At 70.0% G+C, this 22,497-nt stretch carries 19 protein-coding genes; 10 read left to right on the top strand and 9 right to left on the bottom strand.

Annotated elements, in window-relative coordinates:
* Positions 1–81: 81 nt before the first annotated feature.
* Together G4Z16_RS02650 and ribA are read left to right on the top strand one after the other, a co-directional pair.
* The gene (locus G4Z16_RS02650) at positions 82–873 is read left to right on the top strand and encodes a CDP-alcohol phosphatidyltransferase family protein (RefSeq protein WP_197348982.1); all 792 of its coding nucleotides are present in this window, start codon (positions 82–84) and stop codon (positions 871–873) included.
* A gap of 141 nt (positions 874–1,014) precedes the next feature.
* On the top strand, positions 1,015–1,671 hold the full coding sequence (gene ribA / locus G4Z16_RS02645) for a GTP cyclohydrolase II (protein ID WP_197354110.1): 657 nt from the start codon (positions 1,015–1,017) through the stop codon (positions 1,669–1,671).
* Between the two features lie 677 nt (positions 1,672–2,348).
* On the opposite strand, the gene G4Z16_RS02640 is transcribed toward ribA, so the two are convergent.
* The 3 genes from G4Z16_RS02640 to G4Z16_RS02630 all read right to left on the bottom strand — a co-directional run bounded on the left by G4Z16_RS02640 (position 2,349) and on the right by G4Z16_RS02630 (position 4,978).
* Positions 2,349–3,017, bottom strand: coding sequence for a histone deacetylase (locus G4Z16_RS02640; protein ID WP_197354109.1), 669 nt, complete (start codon positions 3,015–3,017; stop codon positions 2,349–2,351).
* Positions 3,018–3,210: 193 nt separating this feature from the next.
* Positions 3,211–3,702: a GNAT family N-acetyltransferase gene (locus G4Z16_RS02635; protein ID WP_197348981.1), complete on the bottom strand. Its 492-nt coding sequence runs from the start codon at positions 3,700–3,702 to the stop codon at positions 3,211–3,213.
* A complete protein-coding gene (locus G4Z16_RS02630; RefSeq protein ID WP_197348980.1) occupies positions 3,689–4,978 on the bottom strand; it encodes an MFS transporter in 1,290 nt (429 codons plus the stop codon). The genes G4Z16_RS02635 and G4Z16_RS02630 overlap by 14 nt, the downstream gene beginning before the upstream one ends.
* A gap of 100 nt (positions 4,979–5,078) precedes the next feature.
* On the opposite strand from G4Z16_RS02630, the gene G4Z16_RS02625 reads away from it, so the two are divergent.
* Positions 5,079–5,591: a winged helix-turn-helix domain-containing protein gene (locus tag G4Z16_RS02625; RefSeq protein ID WP_197348979.1), complete on the top strand. Its 513-nt coding sequence runs from the start codon at positions 5,079–5,081 to the stop codon at positions 5,589–5,591.
* Between the two features lie 124 nt (positions 5,592–5,715).
* Complete coding sequence (locus G4Z16_RS02620; RefSeq protein ID WP_343070623.1) at positions 5,716–6,000, top strand: SAM-dependent methyltransferase; 285 nt, start codon at positions 5,716–5,718, stop codon at positions 5,998–6,000.
* On the opposite strand, the gene G4Z16_RS02615 is transcribed toward G4Z16_RS02620, so the two are convergent.
* Both G4Z16_RS02615 and G4Z16_RS02610 read right to left on the bottom strand, forming a co-directional pair.
* On the bottom strand, positions 5,918–7,270 hold the full coding sequence (locus G4Z16_RS02615; protein WP_246530643.1) for a phytase: 1,353 nt from the start codon (positions 7,268–7,270) through the stop codon (positions 5,918–5,920). The two genes, G4Z16_RS02620 and G4Z16_RS02615, sit on opposite strands and share 83 nt — an antisense overlap.
* 136 nt (positions 7,271–7,406) lie before the next feature.
* Positions 7,407–7,841: a subtilase-type protease inhibitor gene (locus G4Z16_RS02610; RefSeq protein ID WP_197348978.1), complete on the bottom strand. Its 435-nt coding sequence runs from the start codon at positions 7,839–7,841 to the stop codon at positions 7,407–7,409.
* 774 nt (positions 7,842–8,615) lie between these two features.
* Between G4Z16_RS02610 and G4Z16_RS02605 the strand changes: the two genes are divergently transcribed.
* On the top strand, positions 8,616–9,638 hold the full coding sequence (locus G4Z16_RS02605; RefSeq protein WP_246530642.1) for a ricin-type beta-trefoil lectin domain protein: 1,023 nt from the start codon (positions 8,616–8,618) through the stop codon (positions 9,636–9,638).
* 90 nt (positions 9,639–9,728) lie between these two features.
* On the opposite strand, the gene G4Z16_RS02600 is transcribed toward G4Z16_RS02605, so the two are convergent.
* Complete coding sequence (locus tag G4Z16_RS02600; RefSeq protein ID WP_197348976.1) at positions 9,729–10,943, bottom strand: MFS transporter; 1,215 nt, start codon at positions 10,941–10,943, stop codon at positions 9,729–9,731.
* A 214-nt stretch (positions 10,944–11,157) separates the two neighbouring features.
* Between G4Z16_RS02600 and G4Z16_RS02595 the strand changes: the two genes are divergently transcribed.
* The 4 genes from G4Z16_RS02595 to G4Z16_RS02580 all read left to right on the top strand — a co-directional run bounded on the left by G4Z16_RS02595 (position 11,158) and on the right by G4Z16_RS02580 (position 17,439).
* Positions 11,158–13,803 carry a glycosyltransferase gene (locus G4Z16_RS02595; protein WP_197348975.1) on the top strand — a complete coding sequence of 882 codons (2,646 nt, stop codon included), beginning with the start codon at positions 11,158–11,160 and terminating at the stop codon, positions 13,801–13,803.
* Positions 13,803–15,266: a radical SAM protein gene (locus G4Z16_RS02590; RefSeq protein WP_197348974.1), complete on the top strand. Its 1,464-nt coding sequence runs from the start codon at positions 13,803–13,805 to the stop codon at positions 15,264–15,266. The genes G4Z16_RS02595 and G4Z16_RS02590 overlap by 1 nt, the downstream gene beginning before the upstream one ends.
* 169 nt (positions 15,267–15,435) lie before the next feature.
* Positions 15,436–16,410, top strand: a complete 975-nt coding sequence (locus tag G4Z16_RS02585) for an AraC family transcriptional regulator (protein WP_197348973.1) — start codon at positions 15,436–15,438, stop codon at positions 16,408–16,410.
* A 75-nt stretch (positions 16,411–16,485) separates the two neighbouring features.
* Complete coding sequence (locus tag G4Z16_RS02580; protein ID WP_197348972.1) at positions 16,486–17,439, top strand: helix-turn-helix domain-containing protein; 954 nt, start codon at positions 16,486–16,488, stop codon at positions 17,437–17,439.
* Positions 17,440–17,516: 77 nt separating this feature from the next.
* On the opposite strand, the gene G4Z16_RS02575 is transcribed toward G4Z16_RS02580, so the two are convergent.
* From G4Z16_RS02575 to G4Z16_RS02565, 3 genes are all read right to left on the bottom strand, one after another.
* Positions 17,517–18,530, bottom strand: coding sequence for a pirin family protein (locus G4Z16_RS02575; RefSeq protein ID WP_197348971.1), 1,014 nt, complete (start codon positions 18,528–18,530; stop codon positions 17,517–17,519).
* A gap of 168 nt (positions 18,531–18,698) precedes the next feature.
* Positions 18,699–19,892, bottom strand: coding sequence for a GDSL-type esterase/lipase family protein (locus tag G4Z16_RS02570; protein WP_197348970.1), 1,194 nt, complete (start codon positions 19,890–19,892; stop codon positions 18,699–18,701).
* Positions 19,893–19,999: 107 nt separating this feature from the next.
* Entirely contained in the window at positions 20,000–20,569 is a 570-nt protein-coding gene (locus tag G4Z16_RS02565; protein WP_197348969.1) for a TetR/AcrR family transcriptional regulator, read from the bottom strand.
* A gap of 569 nt (positions 20,570–21,138) precedes the next feature.
* On the opposite strand from G4Z16_RS02565, the gene G4Z16_RS02560 reads away from it, so the two are divergent.
* The gene (locus G4Z16_RS02560; protein WP_197348968.1) at positions 21,139–22,125 is read left to right on the top strand and encodes a hypothetical protein; all 987 of its coding nucleotides are present in this window, start codon (positions 21,139–21,141) and stop codon (positions 22,123–22,125) included.
* Positions 22,126–22,497: the final 372 nt, after the last annotated feature.

Genomic DNA, 22,497 nt, shown 5'->3' with positions numbered 1-22,497 from the left:
ACTGCTAAGCCTTCACATCTCGGAGGCCACTCGTACCATAATCAGCCCCCTTCGACTCCGCCATATGCACCTGGAGGCGTGATGGGGAACCAGCACAGGCAGGACGACCGGGCCACTGACCAGCTGAAACTGCAGATTTCGATCGGAATGGCCGGGCAGTTGCTGCTGCTGGGGTTGCTGTGGAGCGTGACCGGGCTCGGGCCGGTCGGCTGGGTCGTCGGGACGGTCTGCGGCATAGCTGTCTGCCTCATCCTGCTGCGCTCGGGGAAGGCCGCGCTGGGGCCGGCGGACCTGGTGACGCTCAGCAGAGCGGTCCTCGCCGGGGGCACGGCGGCGCTCGTGGCAGACCAGGGGGCGGACGCCTCCATGGTGGTCGTCGCGATCGTGGCCAGCACGGCGCTCGTACTCGACTTCGTGGACGGGCAGGTGGCGCGGCGCACGGGGACGGCCTCGGCGCTCGGTGCGCGCTTCGACATGGAGGTCGACGCGTTCCTGATACTCGTGCTCAGCGCCTACGTCGGCCTGTTCGTCGGCCTGTGGGTGCTGGCGATAGGTGCCATCCGGTACGCCTTCCTCGGCGCGCAGCGGGTGCTGCCGTGGCTGCGCGGGCCGTTGCCGCCGAGCCGGACCCGCAAGACGGTCGCGGCGCTCCAGGGCATCGCGCTGGTGGTGGCCGGATCCGGACTGGTGCCCGTGACGGTCGCGGTATTCGTGGCCGGCGGCGCGCTGTCGGCTCTCGTGTGGTCCTTCGGGCGTGATATCGCCTGGCTGTGGCATGTGCGCACGCTGCCCGTCATTGCGGAGGGCGCCCTCGAACTCGCCGTGGTCTCTCGCGGCGGCAGCTCACCCGCGACCGGCACGCACAGGGGTTGATCAGCCACCATGCAAGACGAAATGCCCGGTAAGGCACACATTCCCGCCACCTCTCTGCAATCAATTGCGACTACACGCAACCGGGTTGACGATTCTCCCAAAAAAACCGATGCGGAGTTGAACGGCGGGTATGCTCGCCGCATGGCGTACCAGGAACTCTCTGTGAACGGCTCCCCGCGGCAAACCGCCGCTGTCGAGAGGGTGGTGGAGGCCCGGCTGCCCACGGTCCATGGAGAATTCCGAGCCATCGGATACATGGACCGCCGCACCAACCAAGAGCAAGTCGCGCTCGTCCACGGTGACATTACGGCCCACGGCGCACTCACGCGTGTGCATTCGGAGTGCCTGACCGGCGAGGTGTTCGGGTCCAACCACTGCGAGTGCGGAGACCAGCTGGGCACGGCGATGCGGATGATGGTCGCGGACGGTTCCGGCATCCTCGTCTACATACAGGGCCACGAAGGCCGTGGAATCGGTCTTCTGGCGAAGTTGAAGGCGATGCACCTGCAGCAGGCCGAAGGACTCGACACCGTGGAGGCCAATCTCGCACTCGGCCTTCCGGTCGATGACCGTGAGTACACGGTCGCCGTGGAAATCCTCAACGATCTGGGTGTCGAGTCCGTGCGTCTGCTGTCCAACAATCCCCTGAAGCGGGAGGCCCTCGAGGCCAATGGCATAACAATCGCCGAGCGTATTCCGCTGCTGATTCCGCCGAACAAGGAGAACCACCGGTATCTGCTGGCCAAGCGGAAAAGACTCGACCACAGCCTTCCTCATCTCGACGGCCTGCTCGGCTGAATCCCTCACGTACGTCATCAGAACTGCCGGCGCCGCCTCATGACGCAACCGTCATGAGGCGGCGCTTGTATTCCGACGCCATTCCGCACGCCGGGCCCCCGGATCGCTGCGACCTCCCAACCGCGGCCGCGCAACTCGGAGATCCGTGCGGGGCGCGGAACCGCCTGCGTTTCCCCGCCGGGCGGCGCCCGCGCTGCGTCCCAGGTGACGACGGCGAATCCGCCCGCGTCCACGGCCCCGTGTCCCCCCGGCCGGCGGCGGACATCGCCCGGTGCCATACGGGGTGCTCCGGCATCATGGTGATGAGACTGCATCTGCGCTCCGGCATGCGACATCCGGGGCCTGTACCGCACCTGGATTCGTGAACCGCGAACCATCCGCGGGGCTGCGCGAATTGGCGTCGCAGGCCCCGGCATTGACGGCCTGGAACCACCCCGGCTGTATTCCGCGCCCGGATCGGAATCGCGAGGTGAGGCTTCGCGATTTCGGGGGCGCACCGCGACAAGAACCGGTCAGGCGGATCGCGCCCGTGCCGAGGCGGCGTTACCCGTCGGTCACCGGAGCGTATGCGCCATGATCTGCAGGTTCCACTTCTTGCTTCGTTTGCGGGTGCGCCCGCGCGGCGACCTCGGCTCCGCTGTCCGGGAGATGCCCGTCGTGGCTTCCTGAACGGACGGTCAGCTCCGTACGGCTTCGCCCGAAGGGGATTCGAGGAGCCCGGCGACAGCGTCCCTGCTCCAGTGCCCCTCGGCTCCCGGACGCGTGGCCAGATACTCGGCGATGCGCTCGTGCGACCAGCCGTGCGACTCCGCCAGCCCGGAGGCCAGATGCTGGAGATAGGCGGCGGCCGGCGGATTCCCCTCGACGCTCCCGCGCCCCCAGGGAGCGGTGAACGTCAGCACGGGATCGTCGTCGATGACGCCGGCACACACCAGCGTCTCGTAGCGCCCGGGACCCATCTGGTCCCGGCCCGAGGAGAGCACCTCACGCAGATCCAGGTCCGTGCCCGGTTCGCGGCGCATCTCCTGCGCGGCGATGTCGGAGAACTGCCCGGCCGTGACGAGCCAGGCGCGGGCGGCGGTACGTCCCAAACCTGCGGGGTCGTAGAAGGCCGTGCCGCCCGTCCACACCGGTGATTCCAGTGCGAAGTACAGCTCTCCCGGAAGCATGACCGGCAACTCACGCTCCGGCGGCCGCGGATCACGGCAGCCCGGCTGAGACCGGAGGCCGCCCGCGGGACGGCCGCCGCTCAGGTAGCAACTGAGGCGGGAGAGGTGCATGTTGGAGCCGAACGCCGCATACCAGACCTGCCGCGGGGCGGTGAACTCCCGCCGCGGCGGGGGCATCTGGCGAGGGATGATCACTGGATCTCTTTCCGTGCGGGTCTGCCGAAGGGGCCATGGGGCGGCCGCTCGGGCGCCTACCCGGACGGGCGCCGCGGCGAACGTGTGCCTGGTCACGCCGGGCGGAATGCGGCGCCGACGTGGGTCTGACCTGCATGGATGTCCTCGACTCGCGGGGCCGTCGCCACTCGGGCACTCACTCCTGGGCGTCGAGCGCCCACACCGTCACCGGATTGCCGAAGAGCAGATCCTCGCGGCGGGGCGTGAATCCGAGGCGCTCGGCCACACGGATCGAGGCCGCGTTGTCCGCGCGGATCATCGCCGTCACGAAGCCGAGCCCGAGATGCGAGAACCCCCAACTCACGGATGCCGCCGCCGCTTCGGTGGCATATCCCCGTCCCCACACCGCGGGCTTGAAGGTCCATCCGGCCTCGACCTCGTCGAACTGCGGCCAGTAGTTGAGGCCGCACCGTCCGATGAACTCGCCGGTCGCCCTGAGTTCGACGGCGCACAGCCCGTGTCCCCGCTCGGACCACTGTTCCTCGATCTCCGCGAGCCGCGACAGCGCCCGCTCACGGGAGAAGGCAGGGACGAACCGGTTCACGAGCGGGTCGGCGTGCAGGTCGACGAGCGCATCCACGTCATGCCGCGTCAGGGGACGCAGTACGAGCCTGTCAGTCTCCAGCACGCGACCCTCCCGGATCGTCCACGGGCGCCACGGTTTCCGCACCGGCGGCGGCAGCCCCGGCCGCTTCCCGCCGGGCGTGCCCCGGCAGAAGCAGGGCCGCGACCACGCCGACGGCGAGAGCACCGGCGGCGAGCACCTGAACCCGGTAGTCGAGGACGGCCACCATAGCGGTGCCGAGGAGCAGCACGATCCCCGTGGGCGCGAACATCAGCGTGTTCGCGGTGGCGGCGATCCGGCCCATCATCCGGTCCGGGGAGTCCCGTTGCACAGCAGTCAGTGCCGCGACGAGGGGACAGGGCAGCCCGGCGCCGATGAGCACACTCCCGGCGACCACAACCGGCCACCACGGCGCCGCTCTTGCGAGCGAGCCCAGCGCGAAGGCGGCGAACCCGGCTGCCGCGAAGCATCGTTCGGGCATGCGGCGCAGCAGCGCGCCCGCGGCAAGACCGATGACGAGCGAACCCAGCCCTTGCGCCGCGGTGAGCACGCCCGCGTATGCGGGAGGACGGTGCAACCCCGAATCCAGCAGCGCATACGTGGCCGTGCTGCTCAAGGCGGAGACGGCCAGGGCCGCGGCTCCCGCGCACACGAGAGTGCGCAACGCCCGTCGCTGCCACAGGGATCGGATCCCCGCGGCCACCTGAGCCGTCCAACTGCGCAGTGACGGAGGGGCTGTTGACGGCCCGGTGGTGAGGGCGGGTTCGTGCACGCGGATCAGTGTGAAGGCCGCTGCCGCGAGGAGGAACGTCGCGCAGTCCAGCAGCGCCACCGCATGTCCGCCGAACGCCGCGAACAGGCCGGCGCCCGCCAGCGGGGCGCACAGCTTCCCGCTCTCGACAGCGGTGCGCGCCAGACCGTTGAGATCGCCGCGGAGGTCCTCGGGCACGACCTGCGCGCACAGCGCCGTCTCCGCCGCGTCCGAGAGCACGGCTCCCGCGCCGACGAGGAAGAGAACCGCGAACAGCAGCCACACCTGCTCGCGCGAATGCACCGCGAGCGGCACGGTCAGCACTGCGGCCAGAACCAGGTTGGTGACCACCAGCAGAGGTCTGCGCCGGAAACGGTCGGCCGGCACGCCGATGGCGGGACCCGCGAGGGCGGGCAGCCAGAAGCCGAAGGTCACCAGCGCGGCAAGGCTGTCGGAGCCGGTCAGCGTCTTCACCCAGACACCGGCGGCGAGCGACATCGCGGAGTCCCCGAAGGCGGATGTGACCACCCCGCCCAGGTAGAGCCCCGCGTTGCGCACCCGCAGGACCAGAGTCACCGTCCAGTTCACCGTCGCCCCCGTCCCGCGCCCGGCCGACGAACATACCCCCAATCAGTTGCTTGGTGGTAGTGGACGGCGTCGGGCGGTCCCATGCGCTTTACTGGCCTGCGTGACCGCCGTCGACCCCGTGCTGCGCGCTCTCGCCCATCCGGTCCGGCTGCGCATGATGACGCTCATGTGGCCCGGCCCCATGTCCGCCGCCGAACTCGCCCGCGAACTGGGCATCTCGCATGCGTTGTCCAGCCAGCATCTGCGCCGTCTGGACGCCGTCGGCCTCGTCGAGTTGGCGGAGGAGCGGAAGACGCGGGGCGGTCGCGAACGCCGCTACCGCGCGGTGCACGGCTCGCCGCTCTCCGAACAGCGCGAGGGTGCACCGATGTTGGCGGAGACGCTGGCGCACGCACTGCGTGAAAGGGCGGCGCAGCGTGACGCCGAGGGCGAAGGCGTCACCACCGACGCCGAGTTGTGGGTGGATCCCCGGGTGTGGGAAGACGTGCGCAGACGCCTGGCGGACCTGGCCATGGAACTCCACGACGCCGCGCGCCCGCCGCGCACCCCGGACACCACCCGCGTCGGCATCACCTTGATGGCCTTTCCCATGCGAGAGGAGGGGGAGGGCTGAGCTACCCGGGGCCGTCCCGGCACGGCCCCGTCCGGCCTGAACGAGTGCATGTCGGTGAGCCCGACCTGGCTGGTATCACGGGCAGTTGGAAGCCGATGACGGCAGTGGCCGACGGAGGAGGGCGATGGATGAGACGCCCGCGTGGATGCGGACCGAGGGGCAGCCTCCGGTGGACCTGCAGGTGGACCGGCCGCACGGCGCGCGCGTCTACGACTACCTTCTCGGAGGCAAGACCAACTTCGCCGCCGACCGTGAGCAGGCGGAGAAGGTCCTCGAGAGCATCCCGTCAGTCCGGGTCGCGCGCCCTCAGTCCGGGTTGCGCGCCCTCAGTCCGGGTCGCGCGGGTCGAACGACTCCGTGTCGACGATCAGCGATTCCGGGAAGGCGGCCGCGAGGCGGTCCCACCTGACGAACTTGAAGTCCGTGCCCTCACGTTCGCCTTCCGCCGGGGTCGCCTCGCCGTCGTGCGTGACGAGCGCGCCCTTTGGAAACGCCTTACCCAGCGGCACGTTCAGCACCGTCGCGCCGTCCGACTGCTGCACTCCATCGGTGTCCGGGCCGTCCGTCACCCTGAACGAACCGAGGTAGGGGGCGCGTTCGCCTCGCCCGAAGACGGCGAAGGTGTCGTCGCCCTGGCTGGAGGCGAGCACATATCCCTTGCCGTCGGCAGCGTGATACACGGTGAGCCCTTCGGCGTCGGCACTCAGGTTCTGGCCGCCGTAGCCGGGGTCGTTCTCCGTGTCGAGCACGCACTCCTCGTCCGCCTCGTCATACGTCCACGGGACGCCGTACTCCCGCACCCTCTCGAACAGTGACGGGGCCTCGAACTCGCCGTCGTCCAGGGCGATCCGCCACAGACCGACGTCCTCCTGCGCGGCGTAGAGCACCTGCTTCTCCTGGTCGACGGCCATCCCCTCGACCTGTGCGCCCTCTCCCGGGTCCGTGCACGGAGCCCACGGCTTCCCGTCCGGCAGCGTGAACGAGCCGGGAAGGTCGGCCGTGTCCTCGGTCGTGTAACTGACGCTGCCGTTCTCGTCCTTGAGCTTCAGCAGCTTCATCCGGGTCTCGGCGCGCCGTGAGACGACCGCGTACGAGTCGCCGTCCTCGGTGTATGCGGCCAGTCCGTACGAGGTGTGCTGCTCGTCCACCTCTTCCTCGTCCGCGGCGAAGACGGGACCCGCTCCGGCCGCCGTCACGTCGGTCAGCGGCGGCCTTCCCGCGGCGGCGGCCGCCGGGTCGATCGCGTAGGCACGCAGCCGGTCACGGCCGCGGTCGCTGACGAGGGCGAGGTCGGTGGCGCGGCCGTTCAGCTCGAAGCCGTAGACGATGTCGACGTTGTTGAAACGGCCTGCCTCCGAGCCCTCACCCGGGGCGGGCGGTGCCTCGATGTGCTGCAGCCGGCGGCCGTCCAGCCCGTACACGTCGAGACCCGCCTCCTTGAGCGTGCCCACAACCAGGCTGCGCCGTGAGTCCTTCGGGTGGACCCAGACCGCCGGGTCGTCGGCGTCCGCGTTGCCGCCCGCCTCGTCGTCGTGGACTGCCGGAGTCTCGACGGAGGCCGTGGTGGGAACGGGCTCGGGAGCGCCGACGGCCGAGGCGGCCGGCGCCGTCGCGACGAGCAGCGAGGCGGCCAGTGCGGCGGACCGGACGGTGACGGGTCGGACGGTCGAAGGTCTCACGGCTCTCCTCGGGGTCGGCGCACGGGAAGACAAGCCTGCGGTGGAAGGGTGAACTCCCTTCCACCGCAGGGCGGCTGACGCGGGATCAGTCGATGGCCGTCGTCATCCGCCGGTGGGACTGTTGTTGCCTGACGGATCAGAAGTCGAAGACGCTGCCGCCGGCCTTCTGCGTGCACGAGTTGCCGAAGGTGTGCTGCCAGGAGACCCGCTGGCCCTTCCACACGCCGTCCGCGGTGACGACGACCGGGTCCCAGATCCTCGTGCACATCCCGGGCGTCCCGGCCGCCAGGAGCTCCTGGAACCGGCCGCCGACCGCGTTCACGTCCGCGCAGGCCCGGGCGGCGGAGGGGTGGCTGCCGCCCGCCGTCGGAGCGCAGTTCAGCACCACGGCACGCTGGACGACGGAGGTCGCCGCGTCCGAGCCCTTGCCGACGGTCAGGACGAGTGCCGACGGTGCGTAGACGCTGTCCGCGCCGGCGGGAGCCGCGTGCGCGACACCGCCTCCGAGGCCGGCGAGGCAACCTGCCGCGACCGTGGCCGCCGTCCCCAGAACCTTGACGCTGAACCGCATATCGAACACTCCTTGGTTTGAGATCACGTATATCGGACGGGCAGGACTCTGGCGCAAGACGGGCGAGAGCGCACGTCGGTCGATCACTTCCAGTCGCGGATTGCGCGGCCGGACCAGCACCACGGCTTATAGATCCAGGTCGGCATGGATGTCCGGGTATCAGTGGCGTATCCGGCATGTAGGGCAAACCGGTTGTCGTTCAACCGGAAACTTCTTTCTGAGCTGCGCAGATGCGGGTCCGCGCCGTGTCCGGACGTCTCATGTCGGCTGGAAAGCACCCCTGCGGGCCGGGCCTGACGGGCCTGCTGCCGTCCGGCACGGCTCTCCGGGGGTTCAGCGGGGCGGACCTGCGGGGGAACTCCGCGTCAGCGCCGTGGAATCCGGATCGGTCTGCTCGGACATGCTCGGACATTCCGCAAAAGCCCTCCGTGCGGAATGCGGGGTCGACGTCCGGTATTTCGCTGTCTCGTCCCGTCGGATTCCAGCCGGTTCTCCGCGAAGAGCTTTCACGCGTCCAGTGATCACCTGTTGACTGGGATTACGGCGCGTCACCCCGCGCCCCCGCGGCCCCGTACCCGACGGGACGTCACGACCTGAGTCCCGCGACTTCCTGTGAACCTCCCGTGTGTGCCGGCACATCCAGTGCGGCGCGAATGCCGCCCGAGGCACCGGGTAAGCGTGAGGCCCCGTGACGAAATGTGCGGGCTCTCCGGCGGATTGGCCGGTGTGCGGCCACCCATTTCCTTTCAGCACGATTCCCAGCGAGAGGACGCGATGACCGGCTCCCGTGATGAGCATCGGCCCCAGGGGGATTCCGAGTCCCAGGACCCGGCCTTTTCCGCGGATGCCGCGGAGGAGACCTTTGCCTCATCGCGGGATCAGGAAGACCGGCAACGCTCTGACGCACCGGAGAACCCCACCGGGCGCGCGGACGAGGACGAGAACGAAGGCACGGGGAACGCCGGCGGCATCGTCACCGTGGTGAACCCCCGTATCGTGCCCGCGGGTTCACGGAACCCTGCACCCGCGCCGCCACCGCCGGGCCGGACGCGCCTGGCCGTGATCGCCGCGGCCGCCGCGATCGCCCTCACGGGACTGGCGGGCGGCAGCTACCTGCTCGTCGGCGGCGACGCGGGCGAGGGCGACTCCCGTGCGGGAGCCGGCCAGGGCTGGCAGGGCGGCCAGAACGACGACGACTTCGGCCACGATCCGCTGCCCGGCGACTCCTCGTCCGGCAGGGGCGACGGCAAGGACAACGACCCCGGCAAGGACGGCAGTCCTGGAAGCGGTGCGCACGGCGGGCCGCAGGACGACGGCGACAAGGGGAAGGACCGTCCCCCGAAGGAGGACGACGGTGACGGCGCCGACGAGGACCCTCCGCCGGAGGAACCCGGTGGCGGGAACGGCTCCGACGGCACCGTCCGCATCTGGAACCACAACTCGGACCTGTGCATCAACGTCCCCGAAGGTCAGGCTCGCGACGGCATGTACCTGGAGATACGCACCTGTTCGGGCGCCGACTCCATGAGGTGGACGTTCGCCGACGACGGCACGGTACGGGCCCTCGGCCTGTGCATGGACGTCGCCAACGGATCCACCGAGAACGGAGCCGTCATCCAACTCGCCAACTGCAGCGGGAATCCGGCCCAGCAGTTCCGCCTCAACGAACGGAGTGATCTGGTCAACCCGCAGGCGGACAAGTGCGTTGCGGTGCGCGACGGCGACGTCCGCGTCGGCCAGCACCTTCAGCTCTGGGACTGCTCAGGCCAGGACAGTCAGAAGTGGAGCGCGATCTGAGCGCGTGCGGCGCCGAGTTCGGCCGCAGGTGATGCGGAGGGGGCCGGTCGCCCGCGCGAGGCGCCGCCATGCGCGCACCGGAGTTGCGGCTCACGTCTGTCCGTCGCCGCCCCGGCCCGCCTTCTGCAGTTCCCGTGCGGCCGTGCGCTCCGGTGCGCCTCCGCGTCCCCGCGCCGCGAGGGCCGCCGGTGTGATCAGCGCGGCCAGCAGGCCGACGAGCCCCATCGAGACGGTGAGACTGGTCAAGGAGGCGACCCCGCCGACCAGCGGCGGCCCGCCGAGCAGCCCCGCGTAGGCGATCGTCGTGACGAAGCCGAGCTCACGCTCGCCGCCGCTGCCGTCCTCGCGCCGGCCCGCGTCCCCGGCCAGCGCCATCGCCGTGGGGAAGCAGAAGGCCAGGCCCGCACCGGCGAGCGCGAATCCGGCGTAGGCCACCGCGCCGACGGGGACCATGGCGCCGGCCGTCAGCCCCAGGGCCGCCACGAGTCCGCTGCCCGCAAGCACCCGGTGCGGCCCGAACCGCCTCTCCACACGTTCACCGACGAGCCTGGTCGCGGCCATCGTCACCGAGAAGACGGCAAAGGCCGTCGCGGCCACGGACTCCGTGACGGCACGTTCGCGGACGAGGAACAGCGCCGACCACTCGGCGCACACGCCCTCGGCCACCGCGGCACACAGCGCCACCGCGGCCAGCAGCCACAGCCTCCCGCGGGCGACGACGTCCCGGAAGCTGCCCTCGGTGCGCTGATGCGGCTCCGGTCGTTCCCCGGGCAGGGCGCGGGCGATGACCAGCAGCGCCAGCAGACCCACCGCTGACACCGCGCAGAAGTGCCAGGCGGGCACCACCGTCAGAGCGGCGGCCAGGGCGGCGCCCAGCGACCCGAGCAGCCCGCCCGCACTGAACCCGGCGTGGAAGAACGGCATCAGCGGCCGGTCCGTCTCCCGTACGACGGCGACGGCCGCCACGTTCATCGCCACGTCGACGGTGCCCATCAGCCCGCCGAGGCAGGCAAGTGCGAGCCCCAGCATCAGCGGTGACCCCGTCAGTCCCACCAGCGGCAGCACGAGGCAGGAGCACGCCAGCGCCGCCGCGATGACGAACCGCGCTCCTCGCGCGGCGCACGCACGGGCCGCCAGCGGTGCCGTGACGATCATCGCGATGCCGGGTCCCAGCAGTGCGAGGCCGAGCCCTCCCGGCTGCGCGTCCACCTGCGAGGCGAGCGCGGGCACCCGGGCTGCCCAGGCCCCGTAGAGGCCGCCGTTGACGACGAACACGACGGCCACAGCGGCGCGGTGGGAAACCACGCGATTCCTCCTCCGTCGGTGACGGCCTTCAGACGGCGAGCGGTCAGGTTATTGGCATCCGCGTTCCAACGTCTGGAAAATGATCGAATCGCGGTCTTCTCACGCCGCCGCGGGGGGTAGTTGCTCGTCGGGGCGTGCATTCCGCCGGTGGCTCCGCGGGCGGTCCCGACGTACCCAGGCAGAGCGGCACACAACGGCAGGAGTACGCGAGTCCATGACCGTGTTGTGGGGAATATCGTTCGACGCCACTCCGATCTCCGGCGTGGTGGTGGAATTCGTCAAGACCGCGCGGCACTTCCGGGAACAGGGCTACCAGGTGCATCTGGATCTCGGATACGACATCAAAGCGGACAAGAACGCGTTCTTTCGCCCCTACAGAGACGAAGCGGCGCAGCTTCCGCACTGGATACGGCTCGACCGAGTCGAAGGCCTCGGGGAAATTCCCGGCTACGACCAGCAGTTCGTCTCCGACGTTCTGCGTGAGTGCGTTCAGGAGGGCGCGGGCGAACATCTGCTGACGCGCGTGGACGCCGCGGCCCGCGCGATCAGCGAGCGGATCGTGGAGACGTGGGAGCGGCTCGATGTGTCCGCGGTGCTCGTGGAGAACGGGACGCTGCCCGAGAACATCACGTACACCATGGCGCTCCACTCGGCCATCGAGCGCTACGGACGCCGTCACCGGCTGGGCCGCTTCGTCCTGTGGCGGGACCACGACCTGATGTGGCAGAGCGAGCCCGGCATCGGGAAGTACGGCACCTTTCCCTACCCGAGCACCGTGGCACCGGTGAACTCGCCGTACATCCGCTACATTGCACTGCATGAGGAGGCGCGAAGAAGAACCCTCGAATGGGTTCCCGGCCTGGAGAACATCGAGGTACTGCCCAACACCTTCACGCACGCGCCCGCCGTACCCCGGCACGCGGCCGGCAGCGACGGTCAACCCAGCGCCTTCCGCCGGGACTTCGGAATCCCCGCCGGCGCGCCCCTGATCGCACGCTTCACCAGGATCATCCCGCAGAAGCGGATCGACCGGGACATCCACCTGGTGGCGCGGCTCGCGGACCGCGCCGACGTCCATCTCTTCGTCGCGGGCGACACGGGGGAGTCCCCGGAGGAACACGCCGGACTCGTCCGGCTCGCCGACTCGCTCGGCGTGGGCGACCGCGTCGTCTTCGGCGGACCGCTCGCACCGCACGAGGCGGACATCGGTGCGGCACGCGCCGACGGGTACTCGGTGCGCGACCTGCTCGCCCACGCCGACCTGGCCTCGTTCCTGACCTCCTACGACTACGAGAGCTACGGGAACCCGATCGGCGAGGCGATCGCCTCACGCGTCCCGTACCTGACCACCCGCTACCAGCTCTACGACACGGTGTACGGGGACAAGGGATTCCGCGCGCCCGTCATGGAGCTCACCGACGGCGACCTGCCCACACAGAGCTTCGTGGACAGCGTCGCCGAGCTGATCCTGGACGAAAGGAAGCGCGAGGAGATGGCGGACTTCAACCACGGACTCGGCAAGCAGCACTTCGGTGCGGACCGTGCGGGCGAAGTGCTCGGTGAACTTCTACTGCCTCCCATGGGGGAGCGGACCAGGATGAGCGTCGTACTCCCCGTCTACAACGAGGCGGACAACCTGCCCGCGGTCCTCAACTCGCTGTGGCAGCAGCGCGGTCCGGACGGCCCGCTGGACAAGTCCCTGTACGAGGTCGTGCTGGTGGACAACAACTCCACCGACGAGACGGTGAGGATCGCGCGCCGCTTCGCCGCCGACCATCCCGAACTGGCCCTGCACGTCGTCCCCGAGCCCGAACAGGGCGTGGCCTGCGCACGGAAGACCGGCATGGACTTCGCGTCGCGGCGCAGCGCCCGGCGCGAACTGGCCGACGCGGAACAGCGCTTCTACCTCGTCTCCGCCGACGCGGACTGCCGTGTCGACGAGCGGTGGCTGTGGGAGCTGATGACGGCGATGGAGTCGGGCAAGGCCGCCATCGGCGTGTGCGACTACTACTACGAGGCCGAGCACTTCGCCGGGCGGCCCCGGCTGTGGGACGCCATCCAGCGCACGCTGCGCTGCCGTGCCGTGACGTTCGCCCTCTTCGGCGGATTCCCCGACGGCAAGGGCTTCGCGGTCGAGCGGGACGCGTACGAGAAGGTCGGCGGCATCGAGATCTTCTACCAGCTCCAGAACGGACGGTTCGTCAACCACCTTTCCGACGACTGGGACTTCGGGATCCTCGTGCGCGGCTCGGGCGAGGACATCACCTACGTGCCGGCGTCGCGGGTGGAGATCAACCCCCGCCGGGTCAACCACGCCATCGACGAGGTGATCACCGGCCGCGCATACGGGTCGGACGGGATCATCGTGATGCGCGACATCCGGGTCCAGGAGCCCGCGGAGCCGGCGGAAGGTGGACCTTCCGGCGATCTCACGGAGCAACAGGCCCAGCAGGCATGGGAGTTCTCCATCAAGGACTTCACGCCGAAGAACACCATCCTGCCCGTGCTGCTGACTCCTTCGCTGCTGGACGACCGGGCCGTCATCGAGTTCTTCGGCGCCTCGCTCGCCGAACGGCTCCGAAGGCGGATCGCCGAGATCAAGGACGAGATGCGCGTGGTCGACTTCACGCCCATCCACTCGTACAAGACGCCGTCCTACCGGCTGTACTTCGAGTTCGCCGACGAGATATTCGCCAGGCTGCGCGCCACCGTCGGCGAGGACATCGGCCATCCGCCGCCGCTGCCCGAATGTCTGCGCGACGTACCGGAGGAACGGTTCACCGAGTTCGTCAGGTACTTCTGCGAGGACCGTGAATCCGGCGAGGCGCACAACTACTTCGGGAACGGGGGTGTCTTCTGATGGAGATCGGACACAGGCAGACCTACGAGGACTCCGTCGCATCGCTCCGCAAGACCGATCCCGGCCACCCCGTGCCGTCCGTGCTGGAGACCCTTGCCGCCCCCGAGAACAGGCATCTCCTGGAGTACGTGACAGAGGACCCCTTCGGCGCGCACGTCTTCCCCGGCAACATCCCGGGCCACACACCCGCGGACTTCCTCGCCGACCTCGACGAGCAGCTCGCCGGCACGGCACCCATCCACCTGTGGTCCTACATCCCCACCTGCGCCTACCGCTGCCGCTTCTGCCAGTACCCCGTGGTGCTCGTCAAGGGAGCGCCGGAGGTCGCCGACAACAAGGCCCGACAGTGGGTCGACTGGAACATCCGCGAGGCGAAGCTGTGGCTGCGGGAGGTGCCGAATCTGGCGTCGGCTCCGATCGGGGAGTTCAACGTCTTCGGCGGAACCCCCTCGCTGCTGCCGCCGGACGCCATCCGCGCCCTTCTCGACTTCTACAGGGAGAACTTCAACTTCACCCCGGACACGGCGATCCGCTTCGAGGGCGACCCCAGCACCTTCACGCCCGAAAAGCTGGAACTGCTCGCCGAACTCGGCTGCACCAAACTCAGCAGCGGCGTGCAGTCCTTCGACGACCCGGTGCTGGAACAGTGCGGCCGGGAGCACACCGCGCAGATGTGCGTGGACTTCATCCGCAACGCCCAGCGCCTGGGCTTCGAGTGGACCAGCATCGACCTGATGTACGGGCTGCTCGACCAGACCGTCGACAGCGTGCGCAGGGACCTCGACATCGTCGTCGAGAACGAACTGACCGCCGTGGTGTGCACGAAGCTCCATCTGAAGTCCTACAGCGACACCAGGACCGGAGTCGCCGGAGTGCAGCCCGCCGCCTGGCAACTGCCCGAGTACCGGGCCAAGTTGGTCGAGAACGGCCACCGGTGGCCGACTCTCGGCGAGCAGTACCAGATGCGCGAGCTGCTCACCGAGGGCCTCGAGAGCGGCGGATACCGCGAACAGCCCACCATGTACTTCGCGCAGGACGGCAAGGGCCCGGAGACGTGGAAGGCCATCATGGTCGACCAGGACAAGCAGGAGGCCGAAGTCGCCATCGGGCTGGGCGGCAGCTCCAGTTGCCGCACCTCGGAAGCGATCACCGACGTGAACTGGAAGCGGTATTCGGAGGCCGTCGAGGCGGGCCGCGTCCCGCTGGGATCGGTGACCCGCTTCAGCGAGGAGGCCCAGGAGGCCAGGGCGGTCAAGATGGCCCTCTCCACGCTGAGCCCCCTCAGCGACGAGCTGCACCGCCGGCGCTTCCCCGGGTCCTCACTCTTCGAGGAACCCTGGCGCGGCAGGTTCCGCTCCCTGGAGGAGCGCGGCCTCGCGGTCATGGACCGCGACGCCGAGGAGGTCCGCCTGACGACGGAGGGAAAGGTACTGGTCGAGGCGGTCATCAACTCCGAGTTCTGACGGCCGGGGGCGCATCCCCCGGCGGATCCGTGCTCTGCCGGGGGAGAGGCCCGGCGGCGTGGTCGCAGGGGCCCGGCGCCGGGCGGCGCGCCGTCCGTCACCGGGTGGGTGAGGAGTACGGTCAAAGAAGGGGTCCGGCAGGTCCTGCACCGCTGTGGTGGAGGTGATCATGACAGCGGACGCTCAGCAGCCCGCGGTGGAGTGGTTCGACTTCACCACGTCGGACCCGGCCGCCGCGCAGGCGACGACCCGGGAGATGTACGGCGACTGCCGGCAGACGCTGTCTTCCACGGAGGATTTCGCCTTTGGCTTCCACCGTAGGAGCGTGGCCGACATCGGCCTGGATCGCCTCGCGCATTCCGCGACCGCGACGGCGGACTGCGACGTCTTCGAGGACCTGATGCTGTTCGCCTGCCTCACCGGGGGACGTCTCAGCGTCACCTCAAGTGACCAGGAGGCCGCCCTGAACGTGGGAGACACGGCGCTCTACCCGCCCGGGGTCCCCATCCGGATCAGCTGGAGCGACATGCGTGCGGAGGTCCTGTCCATGCCTCTGCGGGTCGCCGAGCGGGCCGCAGCCGAAAGCTGCGGCGAGGACGAGGTGCGCTTCACCGGCACGGCGCCGGTCTCCCCGGCGATGGACAGGTTCTGGCGCTCCACGGTCGGGTTCGTCAGCCATCAGCTGGAGACGCCCGACAGTCCCCTCTCGGCGCCGCTGGTCCGCGCCGAGACGCTGGACATGCTCGGAGCGGCAGTCGTGCAGGTGTTCCCGAACACGACCATGACGTCTCACTACCGGCCCGGTCCCGGCCAGATCTCGCCCGCGGCGGTCCGGCGCGCGGCCGACTTCATCGATGTTCACGCCGGCCGGCCGATCACGCTGGACGAGATCGCCGCCGAGGCATCCGTCTCACCCCAGGAACTGAACGCGGCCTTCGCCTCGCGGTTCGAGACCACTCCGTTCGGCTACCTGCGCCGCGTGCGCCTGGCGCGCGCCCACCGCGAACTCCAGGCCACCGACCCGGCCACCGAGGTGACGGTCTCCTCCATCGCCACACGCTGGGGTTTCCCCAGTCCCGAGATCTTCGCCGTCCACTACCACGACGTGTACGGGCAGCCGCCCGACCACACTCTGCGGAACTGACCCCTCGTTGCGGGAAAGCTCATGAACGCCGCCACCGTCCATTCCGACCTTGAACGCCACGGTTTGAGGCGGACAGTGTTCGAGACCAACGACCTCGACGTGGGCCGCTCCTTCATGAACGCCACCTACGGCACCGAGCTGCGCATGAAGGGAAGCGAGCGGGACCAGTTCATCAGGCACGCCCGCTACGACGTCGGCTGCTTCTGCGTCGACGACGTGACGCTGTCCATGGACATCGGCTACGACGTCGACCCGCTGGGAAATCTCGCGATCGTCCAGCCGAGGTCGGGCTGGGTGGAGCACCGGTGGGAGGGCAACAGCGAACGCGTGGGTCCGGGTGACATCGCCGTCATCTCACCGCCGGACCGGCCCTTCAGCGCCACCGTGCACAACCTCGACTTCGGGTCGGTCGTCCTGAGCCAGCCCCTCCTGATGCGGACCGCCGGCTTTTCCGAGGAAGAGCCGGACAGTTCCCTGCAGTTCTCCGGTACGCAGCCGGCGTCCGCAGATCTCGGGGCTCAGTGGCGCGAGGCGGTCGGATATGTGCGCGACGTGTTCTCCGCCGGCCCCGACGCGATGAGCGAACCGCTCGTGGTGGGCAATCTGGCGCGCAACCTCGCAACGAACGCACTGCGCATGTTCCCCAACACCGGTGGCCCGGAGCCCACTTCGGCGGACGGCGGCGACGCCACCGCCGGTGCCGTGGCGAGGGCTGTCGCGTTCATTGAGGAGAACGCGCACAAGGACATCAGCCTCGCGGACATCGCCGCCGCGGCCCGAGTCACCCCGCACGCCCTGCAGATCGCCTTCGCCCGCCATCGCACCAGCAGCGTCTTCGGTTGCCTGCGCAGCGTCCGGCTGGACCGCGCGCACTTCGAACTTCTCGCTGCCGACGATGCCGCGTCGGCCGACGGCGGTGAGACGGTGGCGTCCGTCGGCGCGCGCTGGGGATTCGCCAAGCCGGCGGATTTCGTGGCCTCCTATCACCATGCGTATGGTGTCAGCCCCGCCGAGACCCTCGCGATCTGAGCCTGCCGCGGCGCCGCGCTTCCGGCTCCGCCGCAGGCCCCTCCTTCTGGTCGCTTCCTTCTGGTCGCTCCGGTCCCCTACTCCCCGGCTGCGTCCCCGCCCAGGGGCGCGTCGGTTGCCGTGCGGTGCGGCACGGGCCGGGGCGCGGTGGTGCCGAGACGGCCGTTCTGGAAGTCCTCGACCGCCTGGATGATCTCCGCCTTGGTGTTCATCACGAACGGGCCGTAGCGGGCGATGGGTTCGCGGATCGGCAGCCCGCCCAGGAGCAGCACCTCCCAGCCGGTGCGGCTGCCGTTGTAGTCCTGACCGTCAGCCGCCTGCAGGGTGAGGGCCTCGCCGGGGCCGAGGACGGCCAACTGCCCTTCCTCCAGCGGCCGCCGATCGGTTCCGACGGTGCCGCGGCCGGCCAGCACGTAGACCAGCGCGTTGAACTCCTGCGGCCAGGGCAGACCGAGTTTCGCTCCGGGGCTCACCGTGGCGTGGACGTAGGTGATGGGCGTCCTGGTCACGCCTGGGCCGCGGTGTCCGGCGAGGTCGCCCGCGATGACGCGCAGCAGGCTCCCGCCGTCATCGCTGGAGAGCAGGACCGTCTGTCCGGCAGTGATGTCCTGGTACTGGGCCGGGGTCCACTTCAGCGATTTGGGCAGATTGACCCACAGCTGGATCCCGTGGAAGAGGCCGCCCTTGGCGACGAAGTCCTGCGGAGGCAGCTCGGAGTGCAGCACGCCCGCGCCTGCCGTCATCCACTGGGTGGCGCCCTCGGTGATCAGGCCGCCGCCACCGGTGGAGTCGTTGTGCTCGAAGGCCCCGTCGAGCATGTAGGTCACGGTCTCGAAGCCGCGGTGCGGGTGCCAGGGGGCGCCCTTGGCCTCACCGGGGCCGTACTCGACCGCCCCGAGGTGGTCCAGCAGCAGGAACGGATCCGCAACGGCGAGGTCCGTCCCGGGGAACGGCCTGCGTACCTCGAAGCCTTCCCCTTCCAGCTGACGGCGGGCGGTCACGGTCTTGGTGACCTCTCGCCAGCGGACGCCCGCACCCGCGGGAGACGGGACGCGCGGCAGGGTGAGGGTGTCCGCGGTGACGGCCGGCATGGTGACCTCCTGGGTGCGGGCGAGCAGTGCACTCCGGTCAATGAAGTTCAGTTTTCAAATATTCCTGACCGGCGGCACCTCCCGGACGTTCTCCGGGCCCGCAGCTCCGTGGGCTCACGCCGCCTGGAGGGCGCGGGGGCCCAAGGATGGGTGCTTCGCACGCCCGCCTCATGAGCTGCGTTCCCCGAAGGGCCTGTTGGCGGTGAACGCAAGGTCGGCGAAGCGTTCTCCGATGCGGCGGTGCGTTGCCGCGTCCGGGTGGAGCCCGTCGGGCAGGGGCAGCTCGGCGAAGTCGGCCTCCCCGTAGAGCTCGAGGCCGTCGAGCAGGTGCAGATTCGCGTCCTCCGCCGCACGCTGCTCCACGATCCGGGCCAGCTCCTCCCGCACGACCTTCAGCGTCAGCTTCCCGCTCGCGACGTCCGCCGGGTCGCCCCCGGCCCGGAAGCGCAACTGCCCGGTGCTGAGCGCCTCGAGGTCCGGGGCGCTGGGGCCGGGCGCGTCCTCGTGGATGGGGCAGTGGATGGGCGAGACGACCAGAAGCGGAGCCTTGGGGTGGCCCTCGCGGATGGTGTCGAGGAACCCGTGGACGGCGGGGGTGAGGGCGCGCAGCCGCATCACATCGGCGTTGACCAGGTTGATGCCGATCTTGACGCTGATCAGGTCGGCGGGGGTGTCGCGCAGCGCGCGGGCGGTGAACGGATCGAGCAGGGCGCTCCCGGCCAGGCCGAGATTGATCAGCTCCACCCCGCCGAGGGCCGCCGCGAGCGCGGGCCAGGTGGTCGTGGGGCTGGCGGCGTCGGAGCCGTGGCTGATCGAACTGCCGTGATGCAGCCACACCTTGCGGCCGCGGTCGGGCGCGGGTTCGACGGGTGCGTCGGTGCGCAGGGCGACGAGTTCGGTGGTCTCGTTGTGCGGCAGCCAGATCTCGACGTCCTTGGGGCTGTCGGGCATGCCGCTGAAGCGGACGGTGCCGCCCGTGCCCGGACGCTTCTCGGCGGTCCCGGTGGCCATGTCGATGGTCAGGGTGTTGCCGCCTGCCACGCCGGCCTGCCCCGCGAGGCGGCCGTCGACGAGCAGGTCGTACACGCCGTCGGGGCGGGGCGGAGCGCCGATGTAGACCCGCTTGGTCGGCAGCGTGTCCAGCTCTACGGTGGTGGCCCGCGTGCGGAAGACCAGCCGCACGCCGGAGGGCTGCGCCTCGGCCATGGCGAGCTGTCCGTCGGTGCACTGGGCGCGGGCGCGTGCGGGCAGCCGGTGCGGCAGTACGCCGTGTGCGGTCCGTTCCAGATCGAGGGCGCCGCGCAGCAGGTCCGCTGTTATCGGCGTCGTGACGGATGTGGTGGTGCGGTGCTCGGAGTTCATCGCCTCTGCCTGTTGATCAAGAGGTATGGATCGGTCTGATGCGTGGCGGCGCTGAGTGCGCGCGGGTTCCTGCGGACGCGGCGACGGCGGGGTTGCAGGTGAGGGGCTCAGGGTGCGGCCCGGCCCCGCAGCAGGGCGTCGAGGCGGTCCAGGACCCATGACCAGGTCTCCTGCGTGTCGACGGGGGTGTGGCTGAAGCCTCCGGCCGCCTCCAGGCTGATGTAGCCGTGGAAGACGCTGCCCAGCATCCGCACGGCGTGCGTCTGGTCCGGTTCCGTCAGGTCGTAGCCGCGCAGGATCGCCCGCGTCATCTGCGCATGCTTGACCCCGGCGCTCGCCGCCGCCGTCTCCGGATCGAGCCGGAGCTGTGCGGCGGCATAGCGGCCCGGGTGCTCCCGGGCGTAGTCGCGGTAGGCGTCGGCGAAGGCGGCCAGGGCGTCTTTGCCGGCCCGCCCGGCCAGGGCGGCGCCGACACGGTCGGCCAGTTCCTCCAGTGCGAGCAGGGCGATCCTCGTTCTGAGGTCCTGGGAGCTCTTCACATGCGAGTACAGGCTCGCGGTCTTCACGTCGAAGCGCCTGGCCAGCGCCGAGACGGTCACCTGGCCGAATCCGGCCTCGTCGGCCAGGTCCGCCCCGGCCCGGACCAGACGTTCCGTGGTCAGTCCCGCGCGTGCCATACCGTCCCGCCCATCTGCTTGAGTGCTTCAGGTAAAAACCTAAAAGCATTAGGAAAATGAGCCTAGCACCACGGAGGCTCAGGCGGTCGCCGGGCCTGGCCGGACCTGGTCAGGGCAGATCTGGCCAGGCGGGACCGGAGGGGGCGGGGGTCAGGGTGCCTGCACGTCGCCGCACAGGTGGACGCGCACGCCCAGTTCTTCGGACGCGGCGGCCTTCGCGAGGCGCCGGACATCTGCACGCTCCCTGGGACACCCTGGTCGTCGCGGTCGCGTCGCTCGGGCTCTTCTTCTGGGCCGTCCGCGCGGGTGTCGGGCACCGGATCTCGGCCCGCGAGGCGTCCCGACCGCGAGTGCGCCTCAACTCGCCCTCGGGTGGGACGATCTCGTCAACGGCCGTGGCGCGGAGGGGGATTCGAAGGACCTTCCGCCGGAGCGGGCCGGGGCCTCTGCCCGTCACCGTGGCGCCGTCCGTTTTGGGATGTTGCCGGGTCTCTTCCAGCGTCGCTAGCGTCCCCGACGGCGCGCGTCCACGCGAGTCACCCCCCACACGCAGAACCCGAAAGGGACCCATGCCCTCCAAGACGTTCATAAGGTCAGCCCTCGCCGCCCTCGGTGCGGGAGCAGCACTCGCCGTCACGGTCACCGCCCTCCCCGCCCACGCAGGCGCGGACGACGGCTGGCAGTCCGCGGGTAAGGGGAAGACCTCCGGCATCAGCGGGATCGCCGTGGCCGGCGGCGGAAACCTCGAGGACGGCGTCGACGCGGTCATCGTCCGCGACAACAAGGATGCCGATGAGAACCGCATCGCGTCCGTCACCTACGAGGACGGCAAGAAGCCCGACGTCGACGCTCTCGACTGGAAGGGCGGCGAGCTGCCCAGCGACCTCGAAGCGCTCGACGACGTCCCCGGTGAGAAGGGCGGCTACCTCGCCGTGGCAAGCTCCGGCGCCGCCTACCACCTGAAGGTCGCGGACGGTGTGGCCGAGGTCGTCGACACCTTCACCCTGCCCGCCGTCGAGTCCGGCGACGAGGTCGAGAACTTCGCGCTCGGCGCGCCGCCTTCCTCCGCCGCACCGGGCAGGACGAAGGCTTCCGCGCGGGAGGGCAAGCTGGTCGCCGTATGGGGAGGCCGGGGCGAGGACGACCGTCCCGCCACGCTCCACGCCGCCCCGGTCTCCTTCGACTCCGCGGGCGAAAGCCACTTCGGCGACGTGGAGTCCGCCCAGGTGACGTCCCCCTACCCGACGGAGCATGTGCGCCACGCCTCCGACACGAAGCTCACCGACTCCGGTGCGCTGCAGGTGAGTTCGGCCTCCGACCCCGGCGACGACGGGCCCTTCGACTCGGCCGTCTACACCGCGGGGCATGTGACGCTGACCGGCTCGGGCGGCGTGAAGCTGTCCGTGACGAAGGACCCCGAGGCGCTGAAGAAGTTCGACAAGCACAAGATCGAAGCGCTTGCCTGCCTTCCCGGCTCCGACAAGGCCGTCCTCGGCACCGATGACGAGAACGGCGGCGGCTCCCTGACGACGGCCGACGGGCTCTGCGGCGGATGATCGCTGCCGCTGACCGGACCGCTGGAAGGCTCTCCCGGTTGATGCGCTGTCCGTGACCGGTGCCGCATCGAGAGTGACGCGCCCCGGGACGGCCGGGGGCGCTTCCGACGAGTGGGGAGGAGCTCTGCGCGGAGCGGGCGGAGGGCCTGACCCGGTCAGGAACCCGCCCGTTCCGCGCCTCTCCGGGAGGCTCGTTTGCGGGACCGTCGCACGGGAACGCGGCTTCCGGCGATGCACCGCTGCCGCTCGCGTCGCGCCCGCGCACCCGACCAGCGTGGCAACCTCCGGTGCGCGGGCCGCGTTCCCTCGCCTGATGGAACTCGCAGGCGTGGAGCGGGCGCAGCCGAACTCGGGGCGGACACGTAGCGGCAG

It is taken from the genome of Streptomyces bathyalis (assembly GCF_015910445.1).
GTDB lineage: Bacteria > Actinomycetota > Actinomycetes > Streptomycetales > Streptomycetaceae > Streptomyces > Streptomyces bathyalis.
The sequence above is the reverse complement of the archived record's forward strand: the minus strand, read 5'-3'. Positions and strand labels throughout refer to the sequence as shown.